The sequence below is a fragment of the Rufibacter psychrotolerans genome, from assembly GCF_016924645.1.
Classification (GTDB): Bacteria; Bacteroidota; Bacteroidia; order Cytophagales; family Hymenobacteraceae; genus Nibribacter; species Nibribacter psychrotolerans.
This window is the reverse complement of record NZ_JAFFJV010000001.1, coordinates 312,915-337,810: the sequence shown is the minus strand read 5'-3', so window position 1 is coordinate 337,810 and position 24,896 is coordinate 312,915. Positions and strand designations below refer to the sequence as shown.

At 57.4% G+C, this 24,896-nt stretch carries 19 protein-coding genes; 10 read left to right on the top strand and 9 right to left on the bottom strand.

Translation table 11 applies throughout. The features are described 5' to 3' along the window. Positions 1 to 188: 188 nt before the first annotated feature. The 3 genes from JT718_RS01310 to JT718_RS01300 all read right to left on the bottom strand — a co-directional run bounded on the left by JT718_RS01310 (position 189) and on the right by JT718_RS01300 (position 2,787). Positions 189 to 1,103 (bottom strand): universal stress protein, encoded by a 915-nt coding sequence (locus JT718_RS01310; protein ID WP_205499862.1) that lies wholly within the window; start codon positions 1,101 to 1,103, stop codon positions 189 to 191. Positions 1,104 to 1,225: 122 nt separating this feature from the next. Continuing rightward, complete coding sequence (locus tag JT718_RS01305) at positions 1,226 to 1,867, bottom strand: DsbA family protein (RefSeq protein WP_205499861.1); 642 nt, start codon at positions 1,865 to 1,867, stop codon at positions 1,226 to 1,228. Between the two features lie 137 nt (positions 1,868 to 2,004). Then, positions 2,005 to 2,787, bottom strand: coding sequence for an SDR family NAD(P)-dependent oxidoreductase (locus JT718_RS01300; protein WP_205499860.1), 783 nt, complete (start codon positions 2,785 to 2,787; stop codon positions 2,005 to 2,007). Between the two features lie 566 nt (positions 2,788 to 3,353). Here JT718_RS01300 and JT718_RS01295 point away from each other — a divergent pair. Then, positions 3,354 to 4,994 (top strand): FAD-dependent oxidoreductase, encoded by a 1,641-nt coding sequence (locus tag JT718_RS01295; RefSeq protein WP_205499859.1) that lies wholly within the window; start codon positions 3,354 to 3,356, stop codon positions 4,992 to 4,994. A 470-nt stretch (positions 4,995 to 5,464) separates the two neighbouring features. On the opposite strand, the gene JT718_RS20635 is transcribed toward JT718_RS01295, so the two are convergent. Continuing rightward, positions 5,465 to 7,726, bottom strand: a complete 2,262-nt coding sequence (locus tag JT718_RS20635; RefSeq protein WP_205499858.1) for a TonB-dependent receptor — start codon at positions 7,724 to 7,726, stop codon at positions 5,465 to 5,467. Between the two features lie 419 nt (positions 7,727 to 8,145). Between JT718_RS20635 and JT718_RS01285 the strand changes: the two genes are divergently transcribed. Beyond that, positions 8,146 to 8,517: an endonuclease domain-containing protein gene (locus JT718_RS01285; RefSeq protein ID WP_205499857.1), complete on the top strand. Its 372-nt coding sequence runs from the start codon at positions 8,146 to 8,148 to the stop codon at positions 8,515 to 8,517. A gap of 383 nt (positions 8,518 to 8,900) precedes the next feature. Here JT718_RS01285 and JT718_RS01280 read toward each other — a convergent pair whose 3' ends face one another. Beyond that, positions 8,901 to 10,142, bottom strand: a complete 1,242-nt coding sequence (locus JT718_RS01280) for a DEAD/DEAH box helicase (protein ID WP_205499856.1) — start codon at positions 10,140 to 10,142, stop codon at positions 8,901 to 8,903. Positions 10,143 to 10,656: 514 nt separating this feature from the next. Here JT718_RS01280 and JT718_RS01275 point away from each other — a divergent pair. The 3 genes from JT718_RS01275 to JT718_RS01265 all read left to right on the top strand — a co-directional run bounded on the left by JT718_RS01275 (position 10,657) and on the right by JT718_RS01265 (position 12,768). Continuing rightward, complete coding sequence (locus tag JT718_RS01275) at positions 10,657 to 11,052, top strand: hypothetical protein (RefSeq protein WP_205499855.1); 396 nt, start codon at positions 10,657 to 10,659, stop codon at positions 11,050 to 11,052. 404 nt (positions 11,053 to 11,456) lie between these two features. After that, entirely contained in the window at positions 11,457 to 11,729 is a 273-nt protein-coding gene (locus JT718_RS01270) for a DUF4242 domain-containing protein (protein ID WP_205499854.1), read from the top strand. Between the two features lie 175 nt (positions 11,730 to 11,904). Then, positions 11,905 to 12,768, top strand: a complete 864-nt coding sequence (locus tag JT718_RS01265) for an NmrA/HSCARG family protein (RefSeq protein ID WP_205499853.1) — start codon at positions 11,905 to 11,907, stop codon at positions 12,766 to 12,768. Positions 12,769 to 13,092: 324 nt separating this feature from the next. Here JT718_RS01265 and JT718_RS01260 read toward each other — a convergent pair whose 3' ends face one another. The 4 genes from JT718_RS01260 to JT718_RS01245 all read right to left on the bottom strand — a co-directional run bounded on the left by JT718_RS01260 (position 13,093) and on the right by JT718_RS01245 (position 18,607). Further along, complete coding sequence (locus tag JT718_RS01260; protein ID WP_205499852.1) at positions 13,093 to 14,637, bottom strand: glycoside hydrolase family 10-like protein; 1,545 nt, start codon at positions 14,635 to 14,637, stop codon at positions 13,093 to 13,095. Between the two features lie 254 nt (positions 14,638 to 14,891). Further along, the gene (locus JT718_RS01255; RefSeq protein ID WP_205499851.1) at positions 14,892 to 15,896 is read right to left on the bottom strand and encodes an N-acetylmuramoyl-L-alanine amidase family protein; all 1,005 of its coding nucleotides are present in this window, start codon (positions 15,894 to 15,896) and stop codon (positions 14,892 to 14,894) included. A 7-nt stretch (positions 15,897 to 15,903) separates the two neighbouring features. Continuing rightward, positions 15,904 to 16,821: a serine hydrolase gene (locus tag JT718_RS01250; RefSeq protein WP_205499850.1), complete on the bottom strand. Its 918-nt coding sequence runs from the start codon at positions 16,819 to 16,821 to the stop codon at positions 15,904 to 15,906. Positions 16,822 to 16,945: 124 nt separating this feature from the next. After that, positions 16,946 to 18,607 carry an AsmA family protein gene (locus JT718_RS01245; protein WP_205499849.1) on the bottom strand — a complete coding sequence of 554 codons (1,662 nt, stop codon included), beginning with the start codon at positions 18,605 to 18,607 and terminating at the stop codon, positions 16,946 to 16,948. A 267-nt stretch (positions 18,608 to 18,874) separates the two neighbouring features. Between JT718_RS01245 and JT718_RS01240 the strand changes: the two genes are divergently transcribed. The 5 genes from JT718_RS01240 to JT718_RS01220 all read left to right on the top strand — a co-directional run bounded on the left by JT718_RS01240 (position 18,875) and on the right by JT718_RS01220 (position 24,894). Next, positions 18,875 to 19,390 carry a DUF2628 domain-containing protein gene (locus JT718_RS01240; RefSeq protein WP_205499848.1) on the top strand — a complete coding sequence of 172 codons (516 nt, stop codon included), beginning with the start codon at positions 18,875 to 18,877 and terminating at the stop codon, positions 19,388 to 19,390. A 747-nt stretch (positions 19,391 to 20,137) separates the two neighbouring features. Next, positions 20,138 to 20,692, top strand: a complete 555-nt coding sequence (locus JT718_RS01235) for a response regulator (RefSeq protein ID WP_205499847.1) — start codon at positions 20,138 to 20,140, stop codon at positions 20,690 to 20,692. Positions 20,693 to 21,426: 734 nt separating this feature from the next. After that, positions 21,427 to 22,269, top strand: coding sequence for an ABC transporter permease (locus JT718_RS01230; RefSeq protein WP_205499846.1), 843 nt, complete (start codon positions 21,427 to 21,429; stop codon positions 22,267 to 22,269). A gap of 11 nt (positions 22,270 to 22,280) precedes the next feature. Next, positions 22,281 to 23,558: an ABC transporter ATP-binding protein gene (locus JT718_RS01225; RefSeq protein WP_205499845.1), complete on the top strand. Its 1,278-nt coding sequence runs from the start codon at positions 22,281 to 22,283 to the stop codon at positions 23,556 to 23,558. A gap of 22 nt (positions 23,559 to 23,580) precedes the next feature. Next, positions 23,581 to 24,894: a glycosyltransferase family 2 protein gene (locus JT718_RS01220; protein ID WP_205499844.1), complete on the top strand. Its 1,314-nt coding sequence runs from the start codon at positions 23,581 to 23,583 to the stop codon at positions 24,892 to 24,894. The last annotated feature ends 2 nt before the right edge of the window (positions 24,895 to 24,896 follow it).

Below are 24,896 nucleotides of genomic sequence, written 5' to 3'. Positions count from 1 at the left end.
GTGAAGCCTTTGAGTGCAATCCTTGCCGTTCATCGGTTCAGGGGTTATTTCTCCAAAACACCCCAAAAACAAACAGGGCCCAAGGAGGGGGAAAGCATTTTTACTTTCCCCCTCCTTGGGCCCTGTTTTTAAGCCTTTTTTCCTGAAAATGCCCCTAAATGACTACCGCAATTTGGCGTAGGCCCGCTTTAGGTTAAGCGCGAGAAGAAACCGCCCTGCGCGGCGCGCTCCTCGTCCAGCGCGGGCAGGGAGAGCACGGGCAACACGCTGTCCAGAACCAGGCGCTCGGCCGGGCCACTGCCGAACAGACTGTCCAGGAAAGACCGGTTTTGCTTGGCTACCACCAATAGATCGGCCTGCTTGGCCTGGGCGTACTCCTCAATGCCGGCGGCGGTTTTAGGGTTGATGACCCGGGCGAAGGTGAGGGCGGGCACTTCCAGCTCCCATTTGGAAGTGAACACCTGCCACCGGTCCTGGCTTTGCTGCGAGTCTGGGTCTTCCTGCACGTAGAGCACGGTTACCTCGGCCCGCAGGAACGTGGCCAGGGCCTGCAGCTCGCGCAGGTGCCAATCGGCTTCATGGTAGGGGTCGGTGGCGTACACCAGGCGGCTGAAGCCCTTGAACTGGCTGTGCCGGGGCACCGCCAGCACCGGACAGGCCGCGTGGTTCATGACGTAAGAGGTATTGGTGCCCACCCAGCGGTCCAGGGCCGAATCGGCGCCTTTGGTGCCCATGACCACCAGGTCAATGGCCTGGGCTTTCAGGAAATCAATCACGGTGTCCATGCCCACGCCCCGGAGCAGTTCGCCCTGGATGTCAAGGCCGGGGGCGCTGCGGCGCACGTCTTCCACCAGGGTCCACAGGTTTTCCTTCATGAGGCGCTCCCGGTCGTGCTCTGCCTCCAGCTGCCCGGGGGTGTAGAGCGATGGGTCGGCCCAGGTGAGGTCCGCAACCGTGGTGGTGGTGCCGGGCGCCTCCGTGGCGAAGTAGAACGTGTGCACAAACACCAGGCGGGCGTTAAAGCCCCGGCACAGCTCTACGGCGTAATGAATGGCGTTATGGGCTTCGGGGGAGAAATCGGTGAGGATCGCGATTGTTTTCATAGGTCAAGCAGGTTAGGTAAACGCGTTGGTCTTTTTACGTACTGCTTCTGCCCAGATATAGTTTCTTTTGAATATAGGCGCCCCACCGCTGGCCCCTCGGCCTGCCGCCAAAAAAAGGCCCCTCAGTACGGGATCTGCATGGCCTGCAGCAGGCGGTCTTCCAGCTCAGAGAGCTCGCAGTACCCGCGCGAGATAAGCCGGGGCCCCTGCGGATGGTCTAAGTACACGCTGGGCAGCGTGCTCACCCCCATCTCCTCTACCAGCTTGAACTCCTGCTGGGTTTGTTGGAAAATCTCATCGGTCTCAAACACGGCCAGGAACAGGTTCTCGTCAATGCCGAAGGGGCGCACCACCTCCACCAGCACCGCCGGATCGCTGATGTCCAGCCCATCGGCGTAGAAAGCCGAGTGGAGGGCCCGCAGCACCTCCAGCGACAGGCCGGGCCGCAGCCGGCGTACCGTGAGCAGGGCGCGGCAGGCGGGCTCGGTATCAAACACCGGCTCCCGTTGCAGAAAGAAGCTATAGTCAAAGGGCAGCTGGGTTTTGCGCTGCGACCGGTGCCAGCTCACCGCCATTTTATCTTTGTCGGCCGGGGTGAGCGGGTCCTGGGCGTAGGGGCGCAACCCACCCACCAGCACCTGCACCGAGAGCCGCCCGAACCAAAGGGCCTTCAGGCGCCGGACCACGGGGGTGAAGCCGTAGCACCAGGCACACATAGGATCTGTGACGTACAGCAAGAGCGGATTTTCGGGGGGATGTTGCATGCGTGTTTTTCCAGGTTTCCCTCTTTTACCGTGAACCAGGCCGTAAAGGTTTACGGCCTGGCTGCCCGGGTCAGGCTTTTCGGCCGTCCCGGCACCGGCGTTTCAGGGCCGAATTTGCGAAAACAAGCAAAAAACCGCTACTCCTGGTAAATCATTTTCACGGTCATGCCGCCGTCAATGACCAGGCGCTGCCCCGTGATGAAACAGGCTTTGTCTGAGCACAGAAAAAGGGCCGCCTGGGCGATGTCCTCGGGCGTGCCCACCCGCCCCACCGGATGCTGCGCTTTGTCCTGCGGGCTGTGGTTGGGCTCCTTCTTAGCTCCTTCCTTCTGCCAGAGCCCGGTTTCAATCCAGCCCGGACTGATGGCATTCACCCGGATGCGCTGCGGCCCCAGGCTGACCGCCAGGGAGTGCGTGAGCGCCTCCAGCCCGCCCTTGGAGGCCGAGTACCCGAAGGTATCGGGCTCAGACATGAAGGCGCGGGTAGAGGAAATGTTCAGGATGGCGGGGTGCAGGGCTTTCTCCAGCAGGGGCAGGGCGTACTTGGCGCACAGGAACGGCCCCCGCAGGTTGACTGCCAGCACCTGGTCAAACTCTTTCATGGGCAGCTGGGCCAGGGGTTTGCGGGCGGGCGAGGCAATGCCCGCATTGTTGATGAGCACATCCAGGTGCCCGTATTGCTGGCCAATCTGCTCCATCAGGTGCTGCACCTGGTCTTCCTGGCTCACATCACAGGGGTAGAATTCGGCTTTCAGGTACTGGGCTTCCAGCCAGGCCAGCGCATCGCCCCCTGCCTCAGGGTCCAAATCGGTGATGATCACCCGGGCCCCTACCCCGGAAAAGGCCTGCGCCATGCCGCGCCCAATGCCCTGCGCCCCACCCGTGATCAGGACAACTTTATCGGTATAGTACTGCTGCATCTCTTCTGCGTTTTGTGCCTGTATTCGGGAAAACCGCCCGGAAGTTGTATCTGGTGCTTCTCTGGCAACGAGAAAGGTCCTGAGCCGTTTTCCCAGAGCAATTTTGCAGCACGTTTTCTAACCCAACGCCTGACGGCAGTTACAAACTGCCCACTTGGTAGGTCCACCTCACAGACTTGAACCATGCAGAATGTGAACCCACCCCTGCCCCTCCCAGGAGGGGAATCCGCCTTGCTGACAAGCATTGCAATTCCCTCAGCACCGTCACTGCTTCTGGCTATTTCCCTATTCCAGTCTTTCGCTTGAGGGCCAGGTGAGAGAGCACAGCGCGAAGGCGGAAGACGGGGCCCCGCGGCCGTGAGCGCACCAAGCAACCTATGCAACAACCCAGCTCATAAGTCCATAGACAAGCGGAAACTACGCCAGCGAAAGCCAACAAATCCATCAGTCCAAGGCCAACCGGCAGAAACGCCAGCATTATCCCAACTCCCCTCCGCTTACTTTTTCAAACAAACCCCGTTAAAGAACAAAACACTCAGCAAGCAACCACCACAAGCAATAACTCTATGAAAACAACCTCTATCTGGCGGCAAGATGCCCACCCCACCCCCTACCCCACCCTGCAAGGCGAACTGGAGACCGATGTTGTTGTGATAGGAGGCGGCATCACCGGCATCACCACCGCCCACCTGCTGGCCTCGGCCGGGAAACGGGTGATTGTCCTGGAAGCCCTGAAAGTAGCCGAGAGCACCACCGGCTACTCCACCGGGAACCTGTACGGCTACGTGGGCCAGTACCTGCAACTGCTGGAGAGCAAGTATGACCGGCAAACCGTTGCGGCGGTAACCGCGTCCAGAACAGAAGCGGTGAACCTGATAGAGCAACTGGTGCAGCAGCACGGCCTGGACTGCCACTTCAGGCGCGTTCCGTTCTATTTCCTCACAGAGCACGAGGCCGAAGCAGGTTTCGTGCGTAAGGAAGCGGAAGTAGCCCAGGCCATAGGCTTGCCCGCCCATCATGACACCGCCTCGCCGCTGCCCTACCCCATTGCCGGTGCCCTGCGGCTAGACCACCAGGCGCAGTTCAACCCCATGGCTTACGTGCAGGAACTGGCCGCCCGCACCGCCGGGTCCAACTGCCAGATCTTTGAGAACAGCAAGGTGCTGAAGGTAGACGAGGGGCAGCCGCACACGGTACACACCCAGCACGGCAAGGTACGCGCCCGGCAAGTGATCCACGCCACGCACACACCCAAGGGCATCTGGTTCCTGCACACGCTGCTGGGCCCGTACCGCGAGTATGCGCTGGCCGTGAAACTGAACCAGCCCTACCCCGAAGGAACGTTCTGGGCCTTCCACGCCGGGCACCACCACTCCCTCAGACCGTACACCAACGACCAGGGCGAACACTTCCTGCTCATTTTGGGCGAGTCGCACAAGGTAGGGCATAAGGAAAACAACCAGGAGAACTTCCAGAAGCTGGAGCAGTACGTGCGCGAGCGGTTCAACGTACAATCTGTGGAGTACCGGTGGGCCGCCCAGCAGTACAAACCCGCCGACGGGATTCCGTACATCGGCCGCCGCGACGAAGACTCGGAGATTTACGTGGCCACCGGGTTTGAGGCCGATGGGCTCACCTACGGCACCATGGCCGCCATGCTGCTCAGCGACCTGATCCTGGGCCGGGAAAACCCTTACGCCGCGCTCTACTCCCCCACCCGCCACAACCCCAGGAAGGCCGCGGCCAAGTTCCTGAAGGAAAACGCCGACGTGGCTTTCCAACTGATCAAAGACCTGCCCTACCGCAGCCAGGTGGAGGAGTTGGCCGACATCGCCGCCGGCGAAGGTAAGAACATTGAGATGGACGGCAAGAACTACGGCGCCTACCGCGACCACTCGGGTCACCTGCACGTGGTGTCGGCGGTGTGCACGCACATGGGTTGCCTGGTGCACTTCAACAAAGCCGAGACCAGCTGGGATTGCCCCTGCCACGGCAGCCGGTTTGATGTGGAAGGAAAAGTGCTGGAAGGTCCCGCCATCTATGACCTGGCCAGGATGAAAGGCAGCCCCAGCACAACCAACAGGTTCAAGAAAGCCACCTCGGCCCTCTTCGTGGGCGCTGCCGCCCTGGCCGGAGCGTACTTCCTCAGAAAAGCCTGGAAAGGCAACGGCAAACCTATCTTCAAGAAAGGCACCAAACGGTTCTGATGTAGACAGTTAACTCTAATTGCTATTCGCAAACGCAGCCCCTGCTTCAGGCCTGTTTTCATGAAAATAGGGCCAAAACAGGGGCTGGTTGCTTTTATGAAAGTGTGGTTTCTTTCTTCATTTCAACATCTACCCTGCAACGCCCTCCACCCACTTTACCCGATACTCCCCTCCTGGGAGGGGCTGGGGGTGGGTTCACATGTCCAAGCATTCTTTTACCCAAAGCCAAAGTAAGGTCATTACCCTATCAAGCCTGCGCAGCATCGTCCAATGTCCAGAATCCACGTGAATGGCTGAGCCCTTGCGCCAGTTACAAACTGGCATCATGGTAACCACAAGTTGCGCTGCGCTAAACTTGCTGTATGAAAAGTAGGGATGAAAGTGGTAAGACACATACTTGTCCAGAGCTTTCAAAGGTCTTCCATTTTCGGCCTGTTATTATAAATACCGGCTAAAAACAGCTGCTGCTCTTACTTCACCAGGTTATACCTCACCCCCAAAAACCCTCTGATGCCCTGCAGGGAAGCGTAGTTGTAGCTGGGGTCAAAGGTGTAGCCGTGCGGGTTGGCGATGGGGTCGTCCATGGTGCGGTCAAATGGATCAAAGGGGCGCATGATGGGGTTTTTCGGTACGAAGTTGAGCAGGTTCTTTGCCCCGCCAAACACTTCCAGCCCGTTCGGCCATTTCTTGGTGAGCTGTACGTTTACCAGGCTAAACCAGGGCGAGTACTCGGGCCGGTAATCCTGGGGCAAAATGGGCAGGCGCATGGGGCCGGTGAAGGTGCCGGTGAGGTCTACGGTGAAGTTACCGGCAAACGTGTAGCCCGCCAGAAAATTCCCCGACCACTCCGGGGCATGCAACTGCACCCGCTTTACCAGCGGCCCTTCGCCTTCGGCCTCTTTCTGGTATACCTGCATATAGGTCACCCCCGCCATCAGTTTAAGAGGACTGTAAAACGAGAACTCAGAGTTGAGCGTGATGCCTTTGGAAACGGCGTGGCCGCGCAGGTTAGAATAGATGATTTTCTGCGGATCTGCGTCAAAGTCCCCGATGATCTTGTTGCTGAAGCGGGAGTAGAAAGCGGTTACGTCTACAGTCACCAGAAAGTCCTGGAGCGGGGCCTGCCAGATATAGTTGAGGTTGCTGTTGATGGATTTCTCGGGCTCGAGCGCCTCGGTGATCACCACCTCGCGGGCACCGGTGAGGGCGGCATGGTCCTCAGTGAAGAGACTCACCACCCGATAGCCCGTCCCGAAGCTGGCCCGCACCGTATGCTGCGGCCCCGGCGACCACTTGTACGCCACCCGGGGCGACTGGATGTGCCCGTGCCGTTTGTCATAGTCGTAGCGGTAGCCCAGGAGCAGTTTCTGTTTGTCGGTGAGGCTCCACTCGTCCTGCACGAAGACGCCGGGCAAGGGCGTGGTCACGGGTTGGTTTTGGGGGGTTGCTTCCTTGGCGGAGGCTGTGGCGGGCGTGTTGTCATCATAGTGGGTGTAGCGGAACGAGGTACCCAGCAGCAGGTTGTGGCGGGGCGTGAGCGGCTTGTCCCAGTACAACTGCCCGAAGGCTACGGTCTGGTCGGCAAGGAAGGGCGTGGTGCCGTAGAACGAGTTCTGCTGGTGCCGGTTCAGGGAAAGCTGGGCCATCAGTTTCTCGGGGAAAGGCAGCTGGTACTGACCAATCAGTTCCCAGCGCTTGGTGTAGATGCTTTCGCCGTACACCTGGTCTGAGCCGCGGTGTTCCCTGGACCAGTTCATTTGCCCGCCCCATCGGTCTTCGTACACGTAACGGGCGGCCACGCTGGCCACGCGGTTCTGGCTGCGCTCAAAATCCCATTTGTTGAATACAGAGACCCGCTGCTGCAAGGTGACATCGGTGAAGCCGTCTTTATTCTTATCCAGCGGATTTTGGTAATGGAAGTAGTTAAGGCCCAGCAATCCGTGCGCCTTGCCCGCCTGGAACTTCACGCCCAGGTCTGAACTAATCTCGCCCCAGGTGGTTCCGAATACTTCGGCGCTCACCCTGGGTGCCTTGAGCGGACTTTTGGTGATCACGTTGATGATGCCGCCCATGGCCTCTGAGCCGTACAACGAAGCCGCCGGTCCCTTCACCACCTCCAGCCGTTCTACCAGACTGTTGGGGATGCCGTTGAGGCCGTACACCGTGGAAAGGCTACTCACAATGGGCATCCCGTCTATGAGAATAAGCGTGTATGGCCCCTCCATGCCATTGATGTGGATGTCGCCGGTGTTGCAGACGTTGCAGTTGAGCTGCGGCTGCACGCCGTTGATCAGGCCCACGGCCTCAAACAGGCTGGGCGTGGGATTTTTCCTGAAGAACGTGGGCGTGTATACCTCCACCGGCACCGGACTCTCCAACCGACTCACCTCTTTCATGGTGCCCGTCACCACCACCTCGTTCAGTTTACCGGCCATGGGCCGAAGGTGCACGGAATAGCTGGTTTTCCCCGGCTGCAGTTGGATGGTATCATTCTGGTAGCCCAAAAAGGAAACCACCAGCCGGGCGTTACTCTGGTTCTGCGGAAGCTTGAGCGAGAACCTTCCTTTTTCATCAGCCATGGTCCCGAGGGTGGAGTGCAGCACGCTGATGTTGCAGAACCCCAGCGGTTCCCGGGTTTGCGCATCTTTTACGCTTCCGGTTATGGTTACCTGCTGGGCAGCGGCAACAAAGTGTAGAAAGCAAGCAAGTACGGAGAGTAGCTGTTTTCCCATAGTCAGTGTTTAATAGGCTTAAACATATTTTTAGGTAAACCTAAAAATAAATTACGAACTATTATTTGATAAGTTTAGGCCTATTTTATCACACTTAGCTTAAATGAGATACAAACCAGTTGTAGGTGCAGGAGGAGAGAGAGATAGATGGTGGGTGCAGTAAGCGTGTTGTTGTAGTGAAAGGTATTGGGTGGGGGACGGTTGTTGACCCACCCCCTGCCCCTCCCAGGAGGGGAGTATCGGGTAGAGTTGGTGTGTATGTGCGAAGAAGAACGTGGCGAAAGTTCATGCAGCTGTTCACGTTATGTTCGTAGCATATTTTAAAGAATAAACTTTCTTCTAAGGGCATGAAGCTGCCAGCAGTAGTGAACTATTCCCCTCCTGGGAGGGGTTAGGGGTGGGTAAAAAGAAGCCTGCCCATGCGCCGCACCATCATCCCATATAAGCCTTATCTGAAGGAACTAGCCAGGAAACTCCGCCAAAACAGCACACTGGCCGAAATACTCCTCTGGAACGAACTGAGGAACAAGCAACTTCTGAGACTGGACTTCGACCGGCAAAAACCCTTGGATCGCTTCATTGTGGATTTCTACTGCAAGGATTTACAACTGGCCATTGAGATAGACGGAGAAAGCCATGATTACTCCTTCGCAGAAGATGAACTTCGGCAGCAACGGCTGGAGAGGTTGGGCGTGCGTTTCCTCCGGTTTTCTGATGAAGAAGTAAAGCAGGACATGGCCAACGTGCTGCGCACGATTGAGATTTGGGTGGAAGAGAATGGGCTGCAGTAAGCTTCGGGATGCGGGTTGAACCCACCCCCTGCCCCTCCCAGGAGGGGAGTATCGGGAATGCGTGGTCTGAAGATCCGTTTTGTTGGCAAGGACTGAGTACTGAAAGCATCAGCAGACACGTGAATTGTGATACTGGTCATATCAGATTTCATCCATCTCCCCAAACACAACACCAAACCAAAAGTCACCAGTCATTCTCCCCCACCAAAATCATTCTCCCGCACAAAGAACGTCTCTCACAGCAACTCCCCTCCTGGGAGGGGCAGGGGTGGGTCTCAGGTACACCAGCGAACCCTCTACCCCTTAAAAAGTAACTCCCTACTTCAGAGCTGTTTTCGTGAAAACAGCCCCGAAACAGGGAGTACAAACCAAATCGTAAACGTCTACTTCTTGCCTCGCTTCTTGCCTTTTTTCTGGCTCTCAAACTCCTCTACCTCTTTCAGCAAACTCTTCAGATCAGGTTTCACCTCGGCAGAGAAGTCAATGGTGGCGGAGTAGTCTTCTTTCTGGATTTCCAGCACCTTGATGGGCTTGCCCAGGTAACCTTCAATCTCGTCCAGAATGGGTTTCTCCTCGGGGCTGCAGAACGAGACGGATTTTCCTTTCTGGGTGCCCCGGCCGGTGCGGCCCACGCGGTGCACGTAGTTTTCGGGCACGTCGGGCAGATCATAGTTCACCACGTACTCCACGCTGGGAATGTCAATGCCGCGGGAGCTCACGTCGGTGGCGATGAGCACTTTCACGTCGCCGCGTTTGAAGCGGTTCAGGGCGGCCAAGCGGTCTTTCTGCTCTTTGTCGCCGTGCAGGGTCTCGGTCTTAATGCCCACGCGCTCCATGGCCTTGTGCACCCGCTCGGCCCGCACCTTAGTCCGCACGAACACCAGAATCTTGCTGCCCTCGTTTTCCTTCACCACGCGCTCCAGAAAGAAGCGTTTGTCGTCCATCTCCACGTACGCCACCGAGTGGTCCACGTTTTTGGACACGGGGTCTTTGGGCGAAATCTGGATTCTAATGGGCTTGGTCACCAGCGAGTACGCCAGGTCTTTGATGTGCTCGTTGATGGTGGCCGAGAAGAACAGCGTTTGCCGCTTGCGGGGCAGGTGGCGTAGCACGTCCCTGATGTCTTTGATAAAGCCCAGGTCCAGCATATGGTCGGCCTCGTCCAGGATCAGCATTTCCACGCGCTCCAGCCGGATGTGCCCTTGGCTCACCAGGTCAAACATGCGGCCCGGGGTGGCCACCAGCACGTCAATGCCGTCTTCCAGCTGCTGAATCTGCGGCCCCTGCTCCACGCCCCCAAACACGCTGAACGTGTTTACCCGCGTGTGCTTGCCCAAGGTCTGGAACACCTCGGTGATCTGGATGGCCAGCTCGCGGGTGGGCACCATCACCAGGCACTTGATGCCGTCGCGGCGGCTGTACTGCTTGCGCTCATGCAGCATGTGCAGCACCGGAATGGCAAACGCGGCGGTCTTGCCGGTACCTGTCTGGGCAATGGCCAGCACGTCCTCTCCCTTCAGGATGGGCGGAATGGCCTTGAACTGGATATCGGTGGGTTTCTTGAAGCCCAGTTTCTCCAGGGCTTTCTTAATGGCGGGGTTGATATGGTAATCGTCGAATCTCATGGGTGATGGGGTTTCGGCCAGCGGCCGAGTAGAAGCAATCTCTCTTTGTACGAAGAGTACAACCAGAAACCAGCTGCAAAGGTGCGATTTCTTTCCGGCATTTGCAGGGGCCGGCCGCAGAATACCACGCCCGGCCCCAGATAAAGGCTTGCACCTGGGCCGGAACCTTATTTCGGGGCCATTTACCCGACAACGGGCCCAAAACACCGGGCATAACACCTGGCACTTGCGGTCGGCTCTGGGGGCGCACCCCCTCCGTTTAGTTTGCCCAGTATCCCTGGGGCGGATTGCGGAGTTTGGCGGAAAGCGCGTAGCTGGGTCTTTTCCCCGGGATCTTACCTGTTGGGGCTTGTACTTGGCGCCTGCTGCTACCACCAAGTGCTATAAACTGCCAGAGGAGCGGGGACTGGCTGCGGGGCGGTGGGCTGCATTATATAGGTATTTGCTAATGTTTTAGATATTCGTACTTTGGGCCTGTTTTCCGGCTGTTTTCCCTAAACTTTTCCCAAACCGTATGAAAAGCATTGCAGCAAAAGGCATGGTCCTCCTCTTCGGACTTACCATTGTTTTCCATCTTCTGGTGTTGGCCTCGGTGATTCCGTATACCATTGTGGGCGGCGGCCGCATCACCACGCAGGAAGAGATGTACCAGCTGGAAACCGCGGCCCTGGCCCTGAACGTGCTGTTTTTCTTCATTTCCCTGCTGCAGGCGGGTTACCTGCGCCTGAACGTGTCTCCCCGGCTGCTCACCGGCGCCATGTGGGGGATGTTTGGGGTCTTTCTGCTGAACACGGTGGGCAACCTGTTTTCCAACAGTCCTTTAGAAAAGCTGATCTTCACTCCTGTTACGCTCATCCTGGCGGTTTTCTCCGTGATACTTGCGGTTAGCCCGGGCAACAGAACGGTGTAAGGCTACCGCCTACCAGGCCAGCGGCGCGTCCTGCTCTTTCAGCTTCTCCCCACCCTCTCCAAGCTATTTTAAGCCTGTTTTCTGGGAAACGGCCCTAAAACATTGGTGTTTCGCCGGCAGGCTGGCGGCAGCTCTAGCTTTTTCCAGGGTTAATTTGTACTTTCATACAGGAATCAGGAGGCCTTTTGGGGCAGATTACCTGACCGGCTCCTCTTCTCCCTGCGCGAGAAACACGTTTACGCCCCCTCTCCTCCCCACGTCCCTGCCCCTCCGGTAGAAAGAGCTTTCCCCTGCCCTTTCTTGACGCAATGTTCCCAGCAGAAAGTGGAGCTCAGAAACCACGGCAAAAACGAGGCGTTCCCGAAAAGCCAGACGAGTAGGAACCATCTTTATCCTGTAAAGAGATGCCCAAGTACGTGATTGAACGGGAAATTCCCGGGGCCGGCCAGCTCACCGCCGACCAACTGAAAAGCATTTCCCAGACTTCCTGCGGCGTGCTCCGCAACATGGGGCCGCAGATTCAGTGGCAGCAGAGCTACGTCACCGGCGACAAGATTTTTTGTGTCTACATCGCCCCAGATGAGGAGGCCGTTCGGGAGCATGCCCGCCAGGGCGGATTTCCCGCGAACGCAGTCCATCAGGTTGCCACCGTCATTGACCCAACCACCGCCGAATAGATCGGCAGAATTGGAGCCAGGCCAATAGGTTGGACGTGAGGACTGGCCTTCCCGTCTGACTTACTACTCCTCGCCCAACAGCTTCTGCTCTGGTGGGCCAGCTAGTTTTTGCCCGGTTTTCTGGAAAGTAGCCCAGAAACGTACCAACCTCCGCTCAAACCTTCCGCATACGGCTATGGAGAACGCTCCCACTATCTTGGTGACGGGTGCTACCGGCAAACAGGGCGGGGCAGTTGCCCGGCATTTGCTTTCCAGTGGTTTCAGGGTGAAGGCCCTTACCAGAAAGCCCGCTTCGCCCGCCGCCCGGCAGTTGCAGCAGCTTGGGGCCGAGCTGGTGCCCGGCGATCTGGACCAACCAGCTTCCTTTGGGCAGCACCTGGCCGGAGTGGCTGGGGTCTTCAGCGTGCAGGCATTTGAGCAGGGCCCCGAAAAAGAAGTACGGCAGGGCATTGGTTTGGCAGAATTGGCGGTACAGTACAGCGTGCCTCATTTCATCTATTCCTCAGTCACCGGGGCCGATGCACACACGGGAATCCCGCACTGGGAGAGCAAGGGGAAAATTGAGCAGCACCTCCGTGGTACGCAGCTCTCATACACCATCCTCAGGCCCGCTTCATTGTACGAGAACTTCTTGCTTCCGCCGGTGGCCAGCAGAATCAGGAAGGGCAAGCTGGTTTCCCCGGTCAAGAAGGAGGTAGTCCAGCAATTCATCAGCGCGCAGGACATCGGGAAAATCAGCGCCCACATCTTCTCCCACCCTGCGCCCTACCAGGGCAGCACCATCACCCTGGCCGCCGAACAACTCACCCTTGCCCAGGTAGCCGCCATCTTCTCAGAGGTGTTGGGCAAGGAGGTCCGCTACCAAAAACTACCCATGTTCCTCACCCGCTTGTTCATGGGCCGGAATTTATACAAGATGTTCAAGTGGGTGAACGAGCACGATGCCGTGTTCCTGAAAGACCTAGCCGCCTTCAAAAAAGAACACCCCCACCTGAAAAGCCTGCGCGATTGGATACAGGACTATTTTGCCACGGGTTGAAAGCTTCGGGTAAGAAAGCCTTCCTTCTCTCAGTAGTCCGTTACCTGCTTATTACCGGAAGTATCAGCCCGGCTGATTTTATCAAGGAGAGATTCGCCTGTGCACGGATCCCGGTGCTTCTACAAGGCCCCACTACCCTCCAAACGGCACAAGGCCCCACTTTTCCCTGGAGGAGAAAACGGGGCCTTGCGGTAGAGGGGCACACCATGTGTACCTGAGAATGGGAGAAGATTCTCCTCTCAAAAGGAGAATCTAAGTTAAAAAGCGCGAAAGGTACCTCTCGGGCGTCCTTAGCGAAAACTTCTCCCGGGGTTCGTCTACTACCTAAATACCGGCTTGGGGAACCGCAATCTCGTTGCGTTCGCTTTCATTGCCCACCCGGTCAACGGCGGAAACGGCTACTTTCAGGAGCGGTTGCGGGGCGCCGGCTTTGCCTGGCAGCGCCCGGGTCAAGGTAAAGGACCGGTCTTTCCGGGTCAGGACTTTGTAGTTCCAGGCCTGGCCGTACTGGTAGTAGAGCACCGTCCGGAAGGCGTCTTTCTCATCTTTGGGTACCCAGACCACGCGCACCGAATCGCCCTGCACCTCGGTGCTGACGCTTGGGGCCTCGGGCTTTTTGTCATCCAGCCACAAACTGGCGGGCACCAGGGCATCGTTTTTATAGGGACCCTTCAACAAGGCCTGGGCCATGGGCGGGTTCTTGGTCACCGAGGAAATGCTCCAGTGCACCACGCCTTTGCTGTTGGGCAGCATGCCGCGGGTAATCATGATCTGGCTCATGATCTCCTGCACGTTCCCGGCGCTGCTGTCGCGGCCCACGCTGATGCCGGGCCACAGGTGGCGGCGGAGTCGGTTTTCCTGGTCCCACCAGCCCAGCAGCACGGGGAAACTCTGCGGAATCTGGTTTATTTTCCAGTACAGTTGGGGCGAGAAATAGTCTATCCAGCCTTTGTTGAGCCACAGGCGGGCATCGGCGTAGAGTTGGTCGTGCTGGTCAAAGCCTTGCACCGAGGCGGGGTAGCCCGGCCGCCAGATCCCAAACGGACTCAACCCGAATTTCACGTGCGGTTTCTGGGTTTTAATGCCTTTGTACAGCCGCTCAATGAACTGGTTCACGGCCTGCCGCCGCCAGTCACCCCGTGACAGCGTGCCGCCCGATTGCTGGTAGGCTTTCCAGCTCACGTCATCGGGGAAATCTTCTTCGCCGTTGTAAGACGGGTACGGGTAGAAGTAATCGTCAAAGTGCACGCCGTCAATATCATAGCGCTTCACCAGGTCCATCACCACGGCGTAGGAATGGTCCTGGGTGCCTTGCTGGGCGGGGTCCAGCCAGTGGTAGCCTTCTTTCAGCTGCACCACCAGCTCGGGCCGCTTCTTCACGATGGATTGCTCACTGATGGGGCCGCCGGCGGTATGGTGCGCCCGGTACGGGTTGAGCCACACGTGCAGCTCCAGCCCCCGGTCATGGGCGGCTTCGGTCCAGAACTCCAGCGGATCATAGTAGGGCTCGGGTGCTTTGCCCTGCTGGCCGGTGAGGTAATACGACCAGGGCTCCAGATCACTTTTGTAGAGGGCATCGGCCTGCGGCCGAACCTGGAAGATCACGGCGTTGTAGTGGTGCTGCTGCAGAAAATCCAGCAACTGAAGGGCTTCGCGCTGCTGTTCCTCGGTGCTCAGGCCGGGTTTGCTGGGCCAGTTGATATTAGCCACGGTGGCCACCCAGGCGGCCCTGAATTCTTTCTCAACGTGGTAATTGGGCGGGGCGGGGCTTGGCGCGGCAACCTCCTCCTGTACGGGGACTTTTGTGGAGGAGCAGGAGGGCAGGAAAAGGCAGGCACTGGCAAGGGCCAGCAGAAAGCTTCTGTACATGGGGGCTTGGGTTAGAAGGTGGGCGTTGGGTTCATAAGAAGCGGCTAAAATATGCAGCAAATCCTATGTCATGCAACCCGCGCTGGGGCGGTTCTCCTGGAAAGTCCCACCAGTCAGCCCTTGCCAGGCGCACGCTCTGGTTCTGCCCCTAAGCCAACCAGTGCCGCAGGCTTAGCTTGCCCCCCTCAGGTGGCCCGCGCCCCACCAGCAAGGTTTTGGGGCTGTTTTCCGGAAATCTGCCCTAAAACGGTTGTTTACTTCTTCAGGCGCACGTAGAATTCCCTCGCCCTCAGGGCTTCCTGCCGGCTTTCCTTGGGTTTGCCCAGGCGCCTGAGCAGGGTGGCGCGGTGCTGGTGGCACAGGGCCGCCACGTAAGAATCTGGAAACGATTTGGCCGAGCGGGTGAACAGGTCATAGGCTTGCCGCATGGAGGCGGTGTCTTTTTTCTGCCGCAGCAGCTGGAGGCCGGCCTGGTAGTCCTGGAGCCAGCGCTTGGCAGAGGGGCTCATGCGTTCCGCTTCCTGGGCGGCCCTGAACGGCGGCAGCGTGTGTTTGGAGTTCTTGGGCAAGATGGGCGGCGGGGTCTTCCTGAAAAACGCCTCCAGGGCCGCCACGTACGCTAGGGCCTCCTGCCGGTTGTACTCGGGCTGCTTTAAGCGGGCTTCCTCGGGGGCGTGGGTAAAGAACGAGGCCTCGGCAATCACGGCCGGTATGCCGTAGCTGTCGCGCAGGACCTTGGCCCCGGCGGTGGGGAAGATGGTATGGTCTGAGGCGATGGAACTGGGCACGTTGGTCTTATAATGGTGCTTCACCAGGGCCTGGGCAATGTTTCTGGCCAGGGCAACGCTCCCCCGGTTCTCTGCGGCGTAGCCATGGTAATAGATAATGGGGAAGTTCACCGAAGAGTCGGCGGTGGCGTTGTGGTGAATGGACAGGAAGACCTGGGCTTTGTTCTGCCTGGCCAGCTGTACCCGGTCCTCAAAGGGCACGTGCTGGTCCTGTACCCGCGTCATGAGCACGGTGGCGCCTTTCTCTTCCAGCATTTTCTGCAACAGCAAGGCCACCCGCAGGTTGATCCACTCTTCGCGCTCGCCGGTAGGCCCAACGCGGTAGGCATCGGTTTGGGCGGTGCCGCCGTGCCCGGCATCCAGGCAAATGATCTTACCGGCCAGGGGGCTCCTGGTTTTCTGCCCGTTTCCGCTGAAAGCGACCAAAAACAGAACGCCCAACAGGGGCAAAAACAGGGAGGAGAAGCGCATAAACGGGTTACTTTATCAGTTTAGGATCAACGTAGGTGCCGTAGCGGGTGGCGTTGCCCAGGCGCCAGAAGTACTGGTACAGTACCTTAGAAAGATCTTCCACCACGCGTTCTGCCTGGCCCGGCACTTTGTAGTTCTCCATCACAGCCACGGCGTACGGCCGCTCGGGCAGCAGCACCAGGGCCCACTCGGTGGAGACGCCGTTGAGAATGCCCGGCTTAAAGGCCAGGGGCACGTGGGCGGGCAGGCCCGGGGCCAGCCGGCTGGTTTCACGGTTGGTCTTCTGCAGGATGGCGACAATCTCGGCCGAGGTTTCTTTGCTGAGGAACTCGCCTTTGTAGAGCAGCTGCAGGAGGCGGGCCGCCTCGGCGGGCGTGGAGATGTTCTCCTCGCCCCTTCCCGAGGCCGCCGCCTGGATCATCTTGCGCTGCACGCGGGTCTGCTTCAGCCCCATGGCCTGCAAAGAGGCGTTGATGTGCTTCATGCCCACCAGGTCTATGAGCGCATTGGTGGCGGTGTTGTCGCTGAGGGCGATCATGAGCACGGCCAGGTTCCGGATGCTGAACGCCGTGGTGTCTGGCAGATCTTTGATGATGCCGGTGCCGCCCACCACCTGCCCGGGAGCAATGGGACGCAGGTCGGTGAGCCTGAACTTGCCGTTGTGGGCCTGCCTGTACACCTCCAGCAAGATGGGCACCTTGATGGCGCTGGCCTGCGGAAACACCGCCTGGGCATTGAAGGAAAAAGCCTCGCCCGAGGTGAGGTCCACGGCCACCAGTCCGGTCACGGCCGGCGAGGCGTCAATAATGGCTTGCAGTTGCTGCTGGGTTTTCTGCCGGAGCACGTCTTTGGGTTGGTTCTGGGCCTGGGTCGTCACGGTCATCATCAGAAAAACAAGTGGAAGCAGGCGCATAAGGTAGTTCATAGGCGATGGCACCAAAAAGCATCTTGGGGTGTACGTTGCCTCAAGGTAGGGCTTACGGCCTGAACTTCAAAGATACCCTGCGCCCCATCTGCCGGAATTTGGGCCCAAACGGGGCTGGCTCTCCTCACATAGGCGCCCCAATCACCGAGAGCACCCCGTTGGCCAGGCAGTCTTTCCAGTAGGTAAGGAAAGAGCGCTCAGTCCTGCGCTGTACCTGGATGGAGCCCTGGCGCGGGGCTTTGCCATTCTGCTCGCTGTCTGACTTCAGCACCAGTTTATCGGCCAGCACCGACTTGAGCTTCCGGCCCAACGACTGCTTGCGTTCCGGCGATTTGTTGAGCAGATCTACTTTGAAGTCATCATACTGCAGCTGCAGGAAGCCTTTGGCCGAGGTCTTGTTGAGCTCAACCCTGAACGCACCCCGCTGCACGTACCCGCTTTTCACGCGCACAAACATGCTGGGCTCAATGACCGGGTTGAGTATGGCCGGGTTGCCCCGCCCAATGGTGCCCTCAATGGAATGGTACCCGTTGGGGTCTAAGAGCGGCAGGCGTACGGTGGCCTGCAGCAGCGCCTTGCCCATGATGAAGCCCTTGGCTTTCAGGATTGCGGGAGTTTTGTGCGAGATGAGGTCTTGGTCATTGGTGAGGTTGGTGATGGTAAAATCAATGTCGCTCCCCGTGACGTACCCCGTCCTGAACGCCTTCTCAGACAGTTCCTCGTAGCGCACATACAGGTCCTTCACTTCGGCGGTGCGCACGTTCAGGCCAAACGGCAGCTGCTGGACCAGGTCGTGGGGCAGGTAGCCCTGGCCTTTGGTTGGAAAGTTCTTGCCGTCTTTGAACGTCTGCACGGTGGGCTTCAGCACCTGCAGGGTTTCCATGTACAGGTTGGAGTGCCGGAACAGATTTGCGAAATCCAGCTTGCGCATGCGCACCTCCGGCACCTGCACCCTGAACCTGGTTACCGCCTCGCCCGCCCTGCTGGACATTTCGGCCGCGCTGCGCAGCGGAATCAGGCACACGTTCTGCAGCCCCGCTTTCCGGTCTTGGGTAGAAAAGCTGATGGTGCCGCCCTTTACCCGGTAATCACCGCCGGGGAGGTTGAAGGTGCCCCCTTTGGCGCTGAAGGTGACGTACTCGCTGTAAAAGGCCCGGGCGTTGTCGTGGTAAGAGGTGCTGTCCAGCCTTGTTCCGTGGGCCCGCAGTTCAATGTCTTGCAGGCTTAGCAGGCTGTTTTGGGGTTGTTTCTCTGAAAAAAGGTGGAAAACGCCCTCACTGACCTTGATCTCCTGGATGGTCATCTGTTGGAACTGCGGTCCCAGTTTCTGGTGCAGCGGTTTTGAGGCGGTATCTTTCTTCATCTGCCGCACCCAGAGCTCGGGCTTTTGCAGCTCCACCGTGTGTACGCCCAGCGGGCCTCCCATCAGCAGCTTCACAAAGCTGATACCCTGCACCGTGACCCTTTCTGCCTTGAGGCGGCTGATGCTGGCGGGGGCCTTGGCCGGGTTTTTTTTCTGCAACTGGTGCCACACGGCACTGTCTGGGGTAAGCTCCAAGCGGTCCAGAGCGGCCGAACCGGCTAGCAGCGAAATGTCCACCGCCCCTAACTGCAGCGCGTACAGGCCCCCAGATTTGGTGCTTACCTGCTTCTTCAGCTTGGCGGCGGCCCAGGAGTCCAGGTAATGCGCCACCACGCCCAGCAGTACCGCTATCACCAGCACCACGGCCCCGCCCACCAGCCAATACTTTCTCTTGCCGGCGCGCTTCTTTATCTGCTTTTCCACGGTTGTACAATCATCACAGAGCGTGTACGGGCTCCGTTTGAATTTATCTGGTCCCGGGCGGGAAAAAAATTGGGGCGTCCGCTGGCGTGGGGAGGCGCCGGCAGACGCTCGCCTCCGGAGCGTACCCGGCCCCGGAGGCGAGCGGCTGCCGGGCTACTTTTTATAAAAGCGGCCTAAAACGGGCAATTCAGCCACGGGGGCACCGCAGAATGGGAGGCGTCTGTTATCTTTAGGCGCTGGTACAGCCTCTCACCCAAACTACGCGTTATGTTACCCCACCAACTGCCCCCCGACAACGACCTTGAAGAAGAATACTACCGCGTTTATTTTGGCAGCGACGCCGAGTACTATTTGCACAAACTGGCGCAGTACCGGCAGGGCACCAGGTTCACGTTTAACATAGGGGCTTTCTTTTTCGGGATTTTCTGGATGCTGTACCGAAAGCTCTACAAAGAGGCCCTGCTGGCCATGGTGCTGATCGTGGTGCTCTCGCTGCTGGTAGAAAACCTGACCAAAGCCCTGGGGCTGAACCAAAGCACCACCACGTTGGTGAACAATGCGTTCACCATTCTCTGGAGCACCTTTCTGGGCTTTGTGGGCAACTGGCTGTACCTGCGGCAGGCCCGGGCGAAGGTGACCAAAGTACTTGCGCAACAACCCAACGAGGAGTTGGCGGCGGCCTCGCTGCAGCGGACAGGCGGCATTACCCTTATCCCGCACATTATTGTGGCGGCTTTTATCCTGCTGGGGCTGCTGTTCTTCCAGTTCCTGAGGCCCAACTAACTCTCTGTTTTGGGGCTGTTTGGTGAAAAACGGCCCTAAAACCGGAGATTTCCATGCTGTTGCCCACTAAGGTGCCATACTTCCCCTAGATCAGGTGCCCTGAAGTTGAGGCAGGTGCTCTTCTGTACCGCTTTTGTTGGAGTTCCAGTGGGTGATGACCTGCCCTTCTCGCCCCCTATGAGAGCCCCTTCTCGCCCGCCACAGTCAAACGGGGCAGGCTTGCAGCAGGCAGCTGTGGCTTCCTTCTATTTCTGGCACAGATTGGGTTAGCTGAAGGGGCGCAAATGCCAGCAGGCGGTTACAGGCCCCATAAACTTCGCATCTCTTCTCTTTATATTTCCCTCCTATCTTGGCAATCCTATCGCTTTTATCCAGTCAGCGCCACAGCTTCATAGAACAAAATCAATATTTATTTTACTTATGTTTACAAAAAGTTAGTTATTATAATTAATATTATATCAGATTATACTTAACTTTGATACACTTTAACGGGATAAGGACCTTTCCTCCAAGCTTTGTCCCGGGTGCAGGAGTTTTTAAGGGAGTTAGCGGCTGTCCCACTGCTGGTTGGCACTGGGGTCTTACCCAGAGGCTCCCCTTCTGTAAGAGGGTGCACCGGCGCAGGCCAACAGCCCATGCCCGGTAACACCCATGGGCTATCCTGGAAAGTGTTTAAGACTATACACTACATTATACGCAAAGACATTACCCCCTATTGATATACCATACTGTACAACATAGCACTCCATGCAGGACATTACCACCCACCAAACTGTTACACCTACTCCGGAGGGACCAGAGAAACCAAGCATCCTCTACGTAGATGACCAGGAAGACAATAATGTTGTTTTTAAATCCACCTTTCGGCGGTACTTCAAGGTTTTTACCGCCATGTCGGGGGAAGAAGGCTTACGCATCATCAACGCTGAAGACATCCTTATTGTAATTGTGGACCAACGGATGCCCAAGATGTCGGGCGTTCAGTTCCTGAAGAACCTTCCTGAGCACAAAGACGCCGTCCGGATCATAGTTTCCGGCTACCCAGATACCAATGCCATCTTAGACGCCATCAACAACGCCAACGTATACCGGTACATCATGAAGCCCTGGGACAAGGAAGCCATGGTGCGCATGATGCAGCAAGCAGTGGAAGAATTGAAAGCCCGCCGGGCCAATGCCACCCTTATTGCCGAACTGAAGGCCAGGATAGAGGAGCTGGAAAGGGAGATAGAAGCCTTAAAAGCTGAGGGCTGCCTGCTCAGGGACGGCACCGGCGACCAGGCCGGCCCGCGCCAGAGTTAGAGGGAGGATGTTTCTGAACCGGCAGCTAAGTAGGCGGACAAGCAGGGCACATTCTTGGCAGCCAAAGTGGGACAGGCCCTTACAGGAAATGCGGCAGGGGTAGCAAAATGGACAAGGGCCCAGCCTGGGGCAGCGCCTGAGTTGGAGCAAACGCCAGTTTTTGTAGAAGGGTCCTTGGCATGAAAGTTTAGGACAGGAGTGTACCCTCAGAATGCTCCCACCCTGTTTTGGGCCTGTTTTCCCTAAATTCCCTCTAAACCGCCGGACCGGCAGCACCTTCCTCCTACCGCAGGCTTGTCTCAAATTGGGAAAATAAGTTCATTTTGAACATAAGTCGCCTCCGCTTCCATTTCCTTGCAGGAGTACCATCTTGAAACTGTATCCGCTTTTACCCGGCCGTATAAATACCAAAAACCACCTTTAACGATGCATTATGGGCTTTTTTTACCCTATGCTGTTCTTTCTCAAGAACACCTTCGTTATTAATTTGTAATTAATTTAATCTAAACTATCACTTATACAAGCAAAGGCACGATTTTAACTAGGTATTTCCCGAAGGAGCAGCAGTGCCGTAAGCGCTTCTAAAGTAGATGGAAACGCTTCATCCTCAACTTGGAGCCTCAGCCGCTGGCTGCAGCCGGCCTGCCCTTTAACCATAAGGTACTAACTACCTGCGGGTCTTGCCGTGCTAATTCTTAGACCAAGCAGCGCATCATATTCAATCTTAGCCAGGAATGCAGGAGAATCATTGGGAAATAAGTAGCAAAACCAGCTACTGGGGGTGGAATCTGAAAGAACTGTGGAGCTACCGGCACTTGGTGGCCAGCCTGATCAGGCGTGAGTTTCTGTTAAACTACCAGCAAACCGTGCTTGGTCCGGTCTGGATCCTGATCCAACCCATCATGACGCTGATTACCTATGTGGTGGTGTTCGGTAAGGTGGTGGGGATTCCCACGGGCTCCATTCCGCCCCTCTTGTTTTACTTCTCGGGCATCGTGCTGTGGAACCTGTTCAACGACAGCTTCTCCGGCACGGCCTTTACCTTTAAAGAAAACGCCCACATCTTCAGCAAGGTGTATTTTCCCCGGCTGGTGATGCCTATCTCGGTGGTGAGCACCCACTTCCTGCGGTTCCTGATGCAGCTGTTCCTGCTCGTCCTAGTCATGGTGTACTACTGGCTCTTCAGGGATATGCCCCTGCCGGTAACGCCTCTGCTCCTCACCCTGCCCGCCATCATTGTGGTGATTGGCGCCATAGGTTTGGCGTTGGGTCTGTTCTGCTCTGTGGTCACCGCCAAATACCGTGACCTGGTGAACTTCATCAGCCTGGGAGTGCGCCTGTTCATGTTCATTACCCCGGTTATTTACCCGATGGGGGCGGTGCCGGAGAAAGTCCGTTGGCTGGTGGAGATAAACCCGCTCACGCCCTTGTTTGAGCTTTTCCGGTATGCCCTGCTTGGTGAAGGAACCGTGACGGTGCCCGGCCTTCTCTACAGCGTAAGTTTTGCCGCCATCAGTTTGCTGGCGGCTACCCTGGTGTTCAACAAGCAGGGCGATAAACTCATAGACATTGTTTAAGCGCAAGCGGCATGGCCAATACCATCATAGAAGTTGAGAACCTATCAAAGCTATACAAGCTGGGCACCATTGGCACGGGCTCTCTCAGGCAAGACCTGCAGCGCTGGTGGAACTCCTCGGTGCTCAAGAAGCACGATCCCTTTTTTGACCTGCAAGACGACGCCCCCGCCAACGATAGGCAATTCCTGTGGGCTCTGCGCGACGTTAATTTTGGGGTTGACCAGGGAGATGCCCTGGGCATTATTGGCAGCAACGGCTCGGGTAAATCTACTCTGCTCAAAATCATCTCCCGCATTGTGCGCCCCACCCAGGGGTACGTGAGGGGCAGAGGAAAGATCAGCAGCCTGCTGGAGGTAGGAACAGGCTTTCACCAGGAGCTGACCGGCCGGGAGAACATCTACATCAGCGGCTACATCCTGGGCATGAGCAAACCCGAGATCAAGAGCAAGTTTGATGAGATCGTGGCCTTCTCTGGCATTGAGAAGTTCATTGATACGCCGGTGAAGCGCTACTCCTCGGGCATGTACGTGCGGCTGGCGTTTGCGGTGGCGGCCCACCTGGAACCAGATATCCTTATTGTGGATGAGGTTCTGGCCGTGGGCGATGCCGAGTTCCAGAAAAAGTGCCTGGGCAAAATGCGCGAAGTGTCGCACGGGCACGGCCGAACCATCCTGTTTGTGAGCCACTCCATGCAGGCCGTCAACAACCTGTGCAACAAAGCCCTGTGGCTGGACAAAGGCCGCCTGCAGGAAATAGGCGACGTAACCGCCGTGGTGAACAAGTACATCAGCAAGGTGCAGAAGAACATGCTCAAACAGGAATGGGATACCCCTGCAACGGCCCCCGGCAACGACCTGATCAGGTTCAGCAAACTGGAGCTGATTCCGCACCTTGACCACCCGGGCGCCCCCCTGGACATCCGCACTCCCATCACTGTCAAGTTCCAGTTCTGGAACCTGGCGGAAGACCAGGAGTTAAGCGTGGGGCTGCACCTGTTCTCCTACGGGGGCGAATGCATTTTTGACGTTCCCTCCCCTTCCATTCAGTGCCAGAAAGGCTTGGTGGAGGGCGAGTGCCTCATACCGGGCAACCTGCTCAACGACGGCTCTTACTACATTTCCCTCATCATTGTGAAAGACACGTCGCTTGACCTGTTTTACTTTGAGGAGTGCCTGTCTTTTGAACTGGAAGACTTCAGGGGAGACATTAAATGGTTTGGGAAATGGATGGGCTCCGTGAGGCCCAAGCTTCCCTTCAGGATAGAACAGACCCTCCCAGAACTTGTTTAGCCCATCAATTTACGCACGCCCCATGAACAAGCATTGGCCCTATCATATCACCCACCTTTCGCTGGACAAGTCCATCTCGGTGCCGCCCCTGCTGGGCAAGAACCAGGGAAATTACCTGGTGTTCTGGTGGAAGAACCTGCCCCTGGGGCATCTGATCCTGGGCCCTAACGCGCTTACTTCTGAAGCCCGGTACTACGCCCAACTGCTCCAGGCCATTAAACCTGCCATTGAGCGCTACAATACCAGCTCCCTGGCCTGGGAGCAAGCCCTGCTAGCCAAAAACTTTCAGGAATGGAAGAATTGCCTGGAGCCTATTATGGAGCCTCACACGGCAGCACCAGTGCCGGCGCAGGTTCCCGTTTCGGTGGTCATCTGTACCAGGAACCGGCCCAAACAACTGCAGAAATGTCTGAAACAGCTCAAGACGCTGGTCTGCTTGCCGGAGGAAATTATTGTGGTAGACAATGCCCCCTCAGATGACAGCAGCCAAAAGGTGGCCCAGCCCTTCAGGGAGGTTACCTACGTGCGGGAGCCCCGCGCCGGGTTAGACATCGCCAGAAACACCGGCATACAGCAAGCCAGTTGCCCCATTGTGGCCTACCTGGACGATGATGTGGTGGTGCATCCGCTGTGGGTGTACCAGGTCTGGGACACCTTCCAGAACCCCGGCACCGCTGCCATGACAGGCCTGGTGCTGGCGTCTGAGCTGGAGACCGAAGCGCAATACCTTTTTGAGAAACACTGGAGCTTCAACCGGGGGTACACGGACAAGGTCTTTGACGCGCACTTCTTTCAAAGCCAGCTCACGCTGGGCCCTCCGGTCTGGGACATCGGGGCGGGCGCCAACATGGCCTTCCGGAAGTCTGCGCTGGAGGAGGTAGGCTACTTTGATGAGGTCCTGGACGTGGGCGCGGCCGGCTGCAGCGGCGATTCTGAGATGTGGTTCAGGCTTCTGGCGCACGGCCACGCCATTCACTACAATCCCAGGGCGGTAGTGCACCATGAGCACAGGAAAGACCTGAAAGGCCTGCGGAAGCAGATCTTTTACTACATGCGGGGCTTTACTACCGCGGCCCTGCTGCAGCAGCAGCAAGTGCCAACGGCAAATTACCAGCGGCGCCTGTTCAGGGTAATCCCTAAACACTACTATTTGATGGTGGTAAGAGGGTTTCCCAGGTACCAGGACCGAAACCGAACCCTCTGGGCCGAAATCAAGGGGATCCTATCTGGGTATAGTTTCTACCTCAGAAACCGGAAAAAATCCACCATCCGGCAGGAGAAGCCGGTAATGGCCCCGCCCCTGGCCCCAATTGATCTGAAGACCTCCTTGCAGTAAGT

Coding starts and splice junctions, on each gene's coding strand:
- JT718_RS01275 (WP_205499855.1), top strand. CDS start 10,657: ATGAAAAGCATTGCAGCAAAAGGCATGGTCCTCCTCTTCGGACTTACC.
- JT718_RS01310 (WP_205499862.1), bottom strand. CDS start 1,103: ATGAAAACAATCGCGATCCTCACCGATTTCTCCCCCGAAGCCCATAAC.
- JT718_RS01220 (WP_205499844.1), top strand. CDS start 23,581: ATGAACAAGCATTGGCCCTATCATATCACCCACCTTTCGCTGGACAAG.
- JT718_RS01300 (WP_205499860.1), bottom strand. CDS start 2,787: ATGCAGCAGTACTATACCGATAAAGTTGTCCTGATCACGGGTGGGGCG.
- JT718_RS01230 (WP_205499846.1), top strand. CDS start 21,427: ATGCAGGAGAATCATTGGGAAATAAGTAGCAAAACCAGCTACTGGGGG.
- JT718_RS01255 (WP_205499851.1), bottom strand. CDS start 15,896: ATGCGCTTCTCCTCCCTGTTTTTGCCCCTGTTGGGCGTTCTGTTTTTG.
- JT718_RS01295 (WP_205499859.1), top strand. CDS start 3,354: ATGAAAACAACCTCTATCTGGCGGCAAGATGCCCACCCCACCCCCTAC.
- JT718_RS01250 (WP_205499850.1), bottom strand. CDS start 16,821: ATGAACTACCTTATGCGCCTGCTTCCACTTGTTTTTCTGATGATGACC.
- JT718_RS01265 (WP_205499853.1), top strand. CDS start 11,905: ATGGAGAACGCTCCCACTATCTTGGTGACGGGTGCTACCGGCAAACAG.
- JT718_RS01270 (WP_205499854.1), top strand. CDS start 11,457: ATGCCCAAGTACGTGATTGAACGGGAAATTCCCGGGGCCGGCCAGCTC.
- JT718_RS20635 (WP_205499858.1), bottom strand. CDS start 7,726: ATGGGAAAACAGCTACTCTCCGTACTTGCTTGCTTTCTACACTTTGTT.
- JT718_RS01225 (WP_205499845.1), top strand. CDS start 22,281: ATGGCCAATACCATCATAGAAGTTGAGAACCTATCAAAGCTATACAAG.
- JT718_RS01280 (WP_205499856.1), bottom strand. CDS start 10,142: ATGAGATTCGACGATTACCATATCAACCCCGCCATTAAGAAAGCCCTG.
- JT718_RS01285 (WP_205499857.1), top strand. CDS start 8,146: ATGCGCCGCACCATCATCCCATATAAGCCTTATCTGAAGGAACTAGCC.
- JT718_RS01260 (WP_205499852.1), bottom strand. CDS start 14,637: ATGTACAGAAGCTTTCTGCTGGCCCTTGCCAGTGCCTGCCTTTTCCTG.
- JT718_RS01305 (WP_205499861.1), bottom strand. CDS start 1,867: ATGCAACATCCCCCCGAAAATCCGCTCTTGCTGTACGTCACAGATCCT.
- JT718_RS01235 (WP_205499847.1), top strand. CDS start 20,138: ATGCAGGACATTACCACCCACCAAACTGTTACACCTACTCCGGAGGGA.
- JT718_RS01240 (WP_205499848.1), top strand. CDS start 18,875: ATGTTACCCCACCAACTGCCCCCCGACAACGACCTTGAAGAAGAATAC.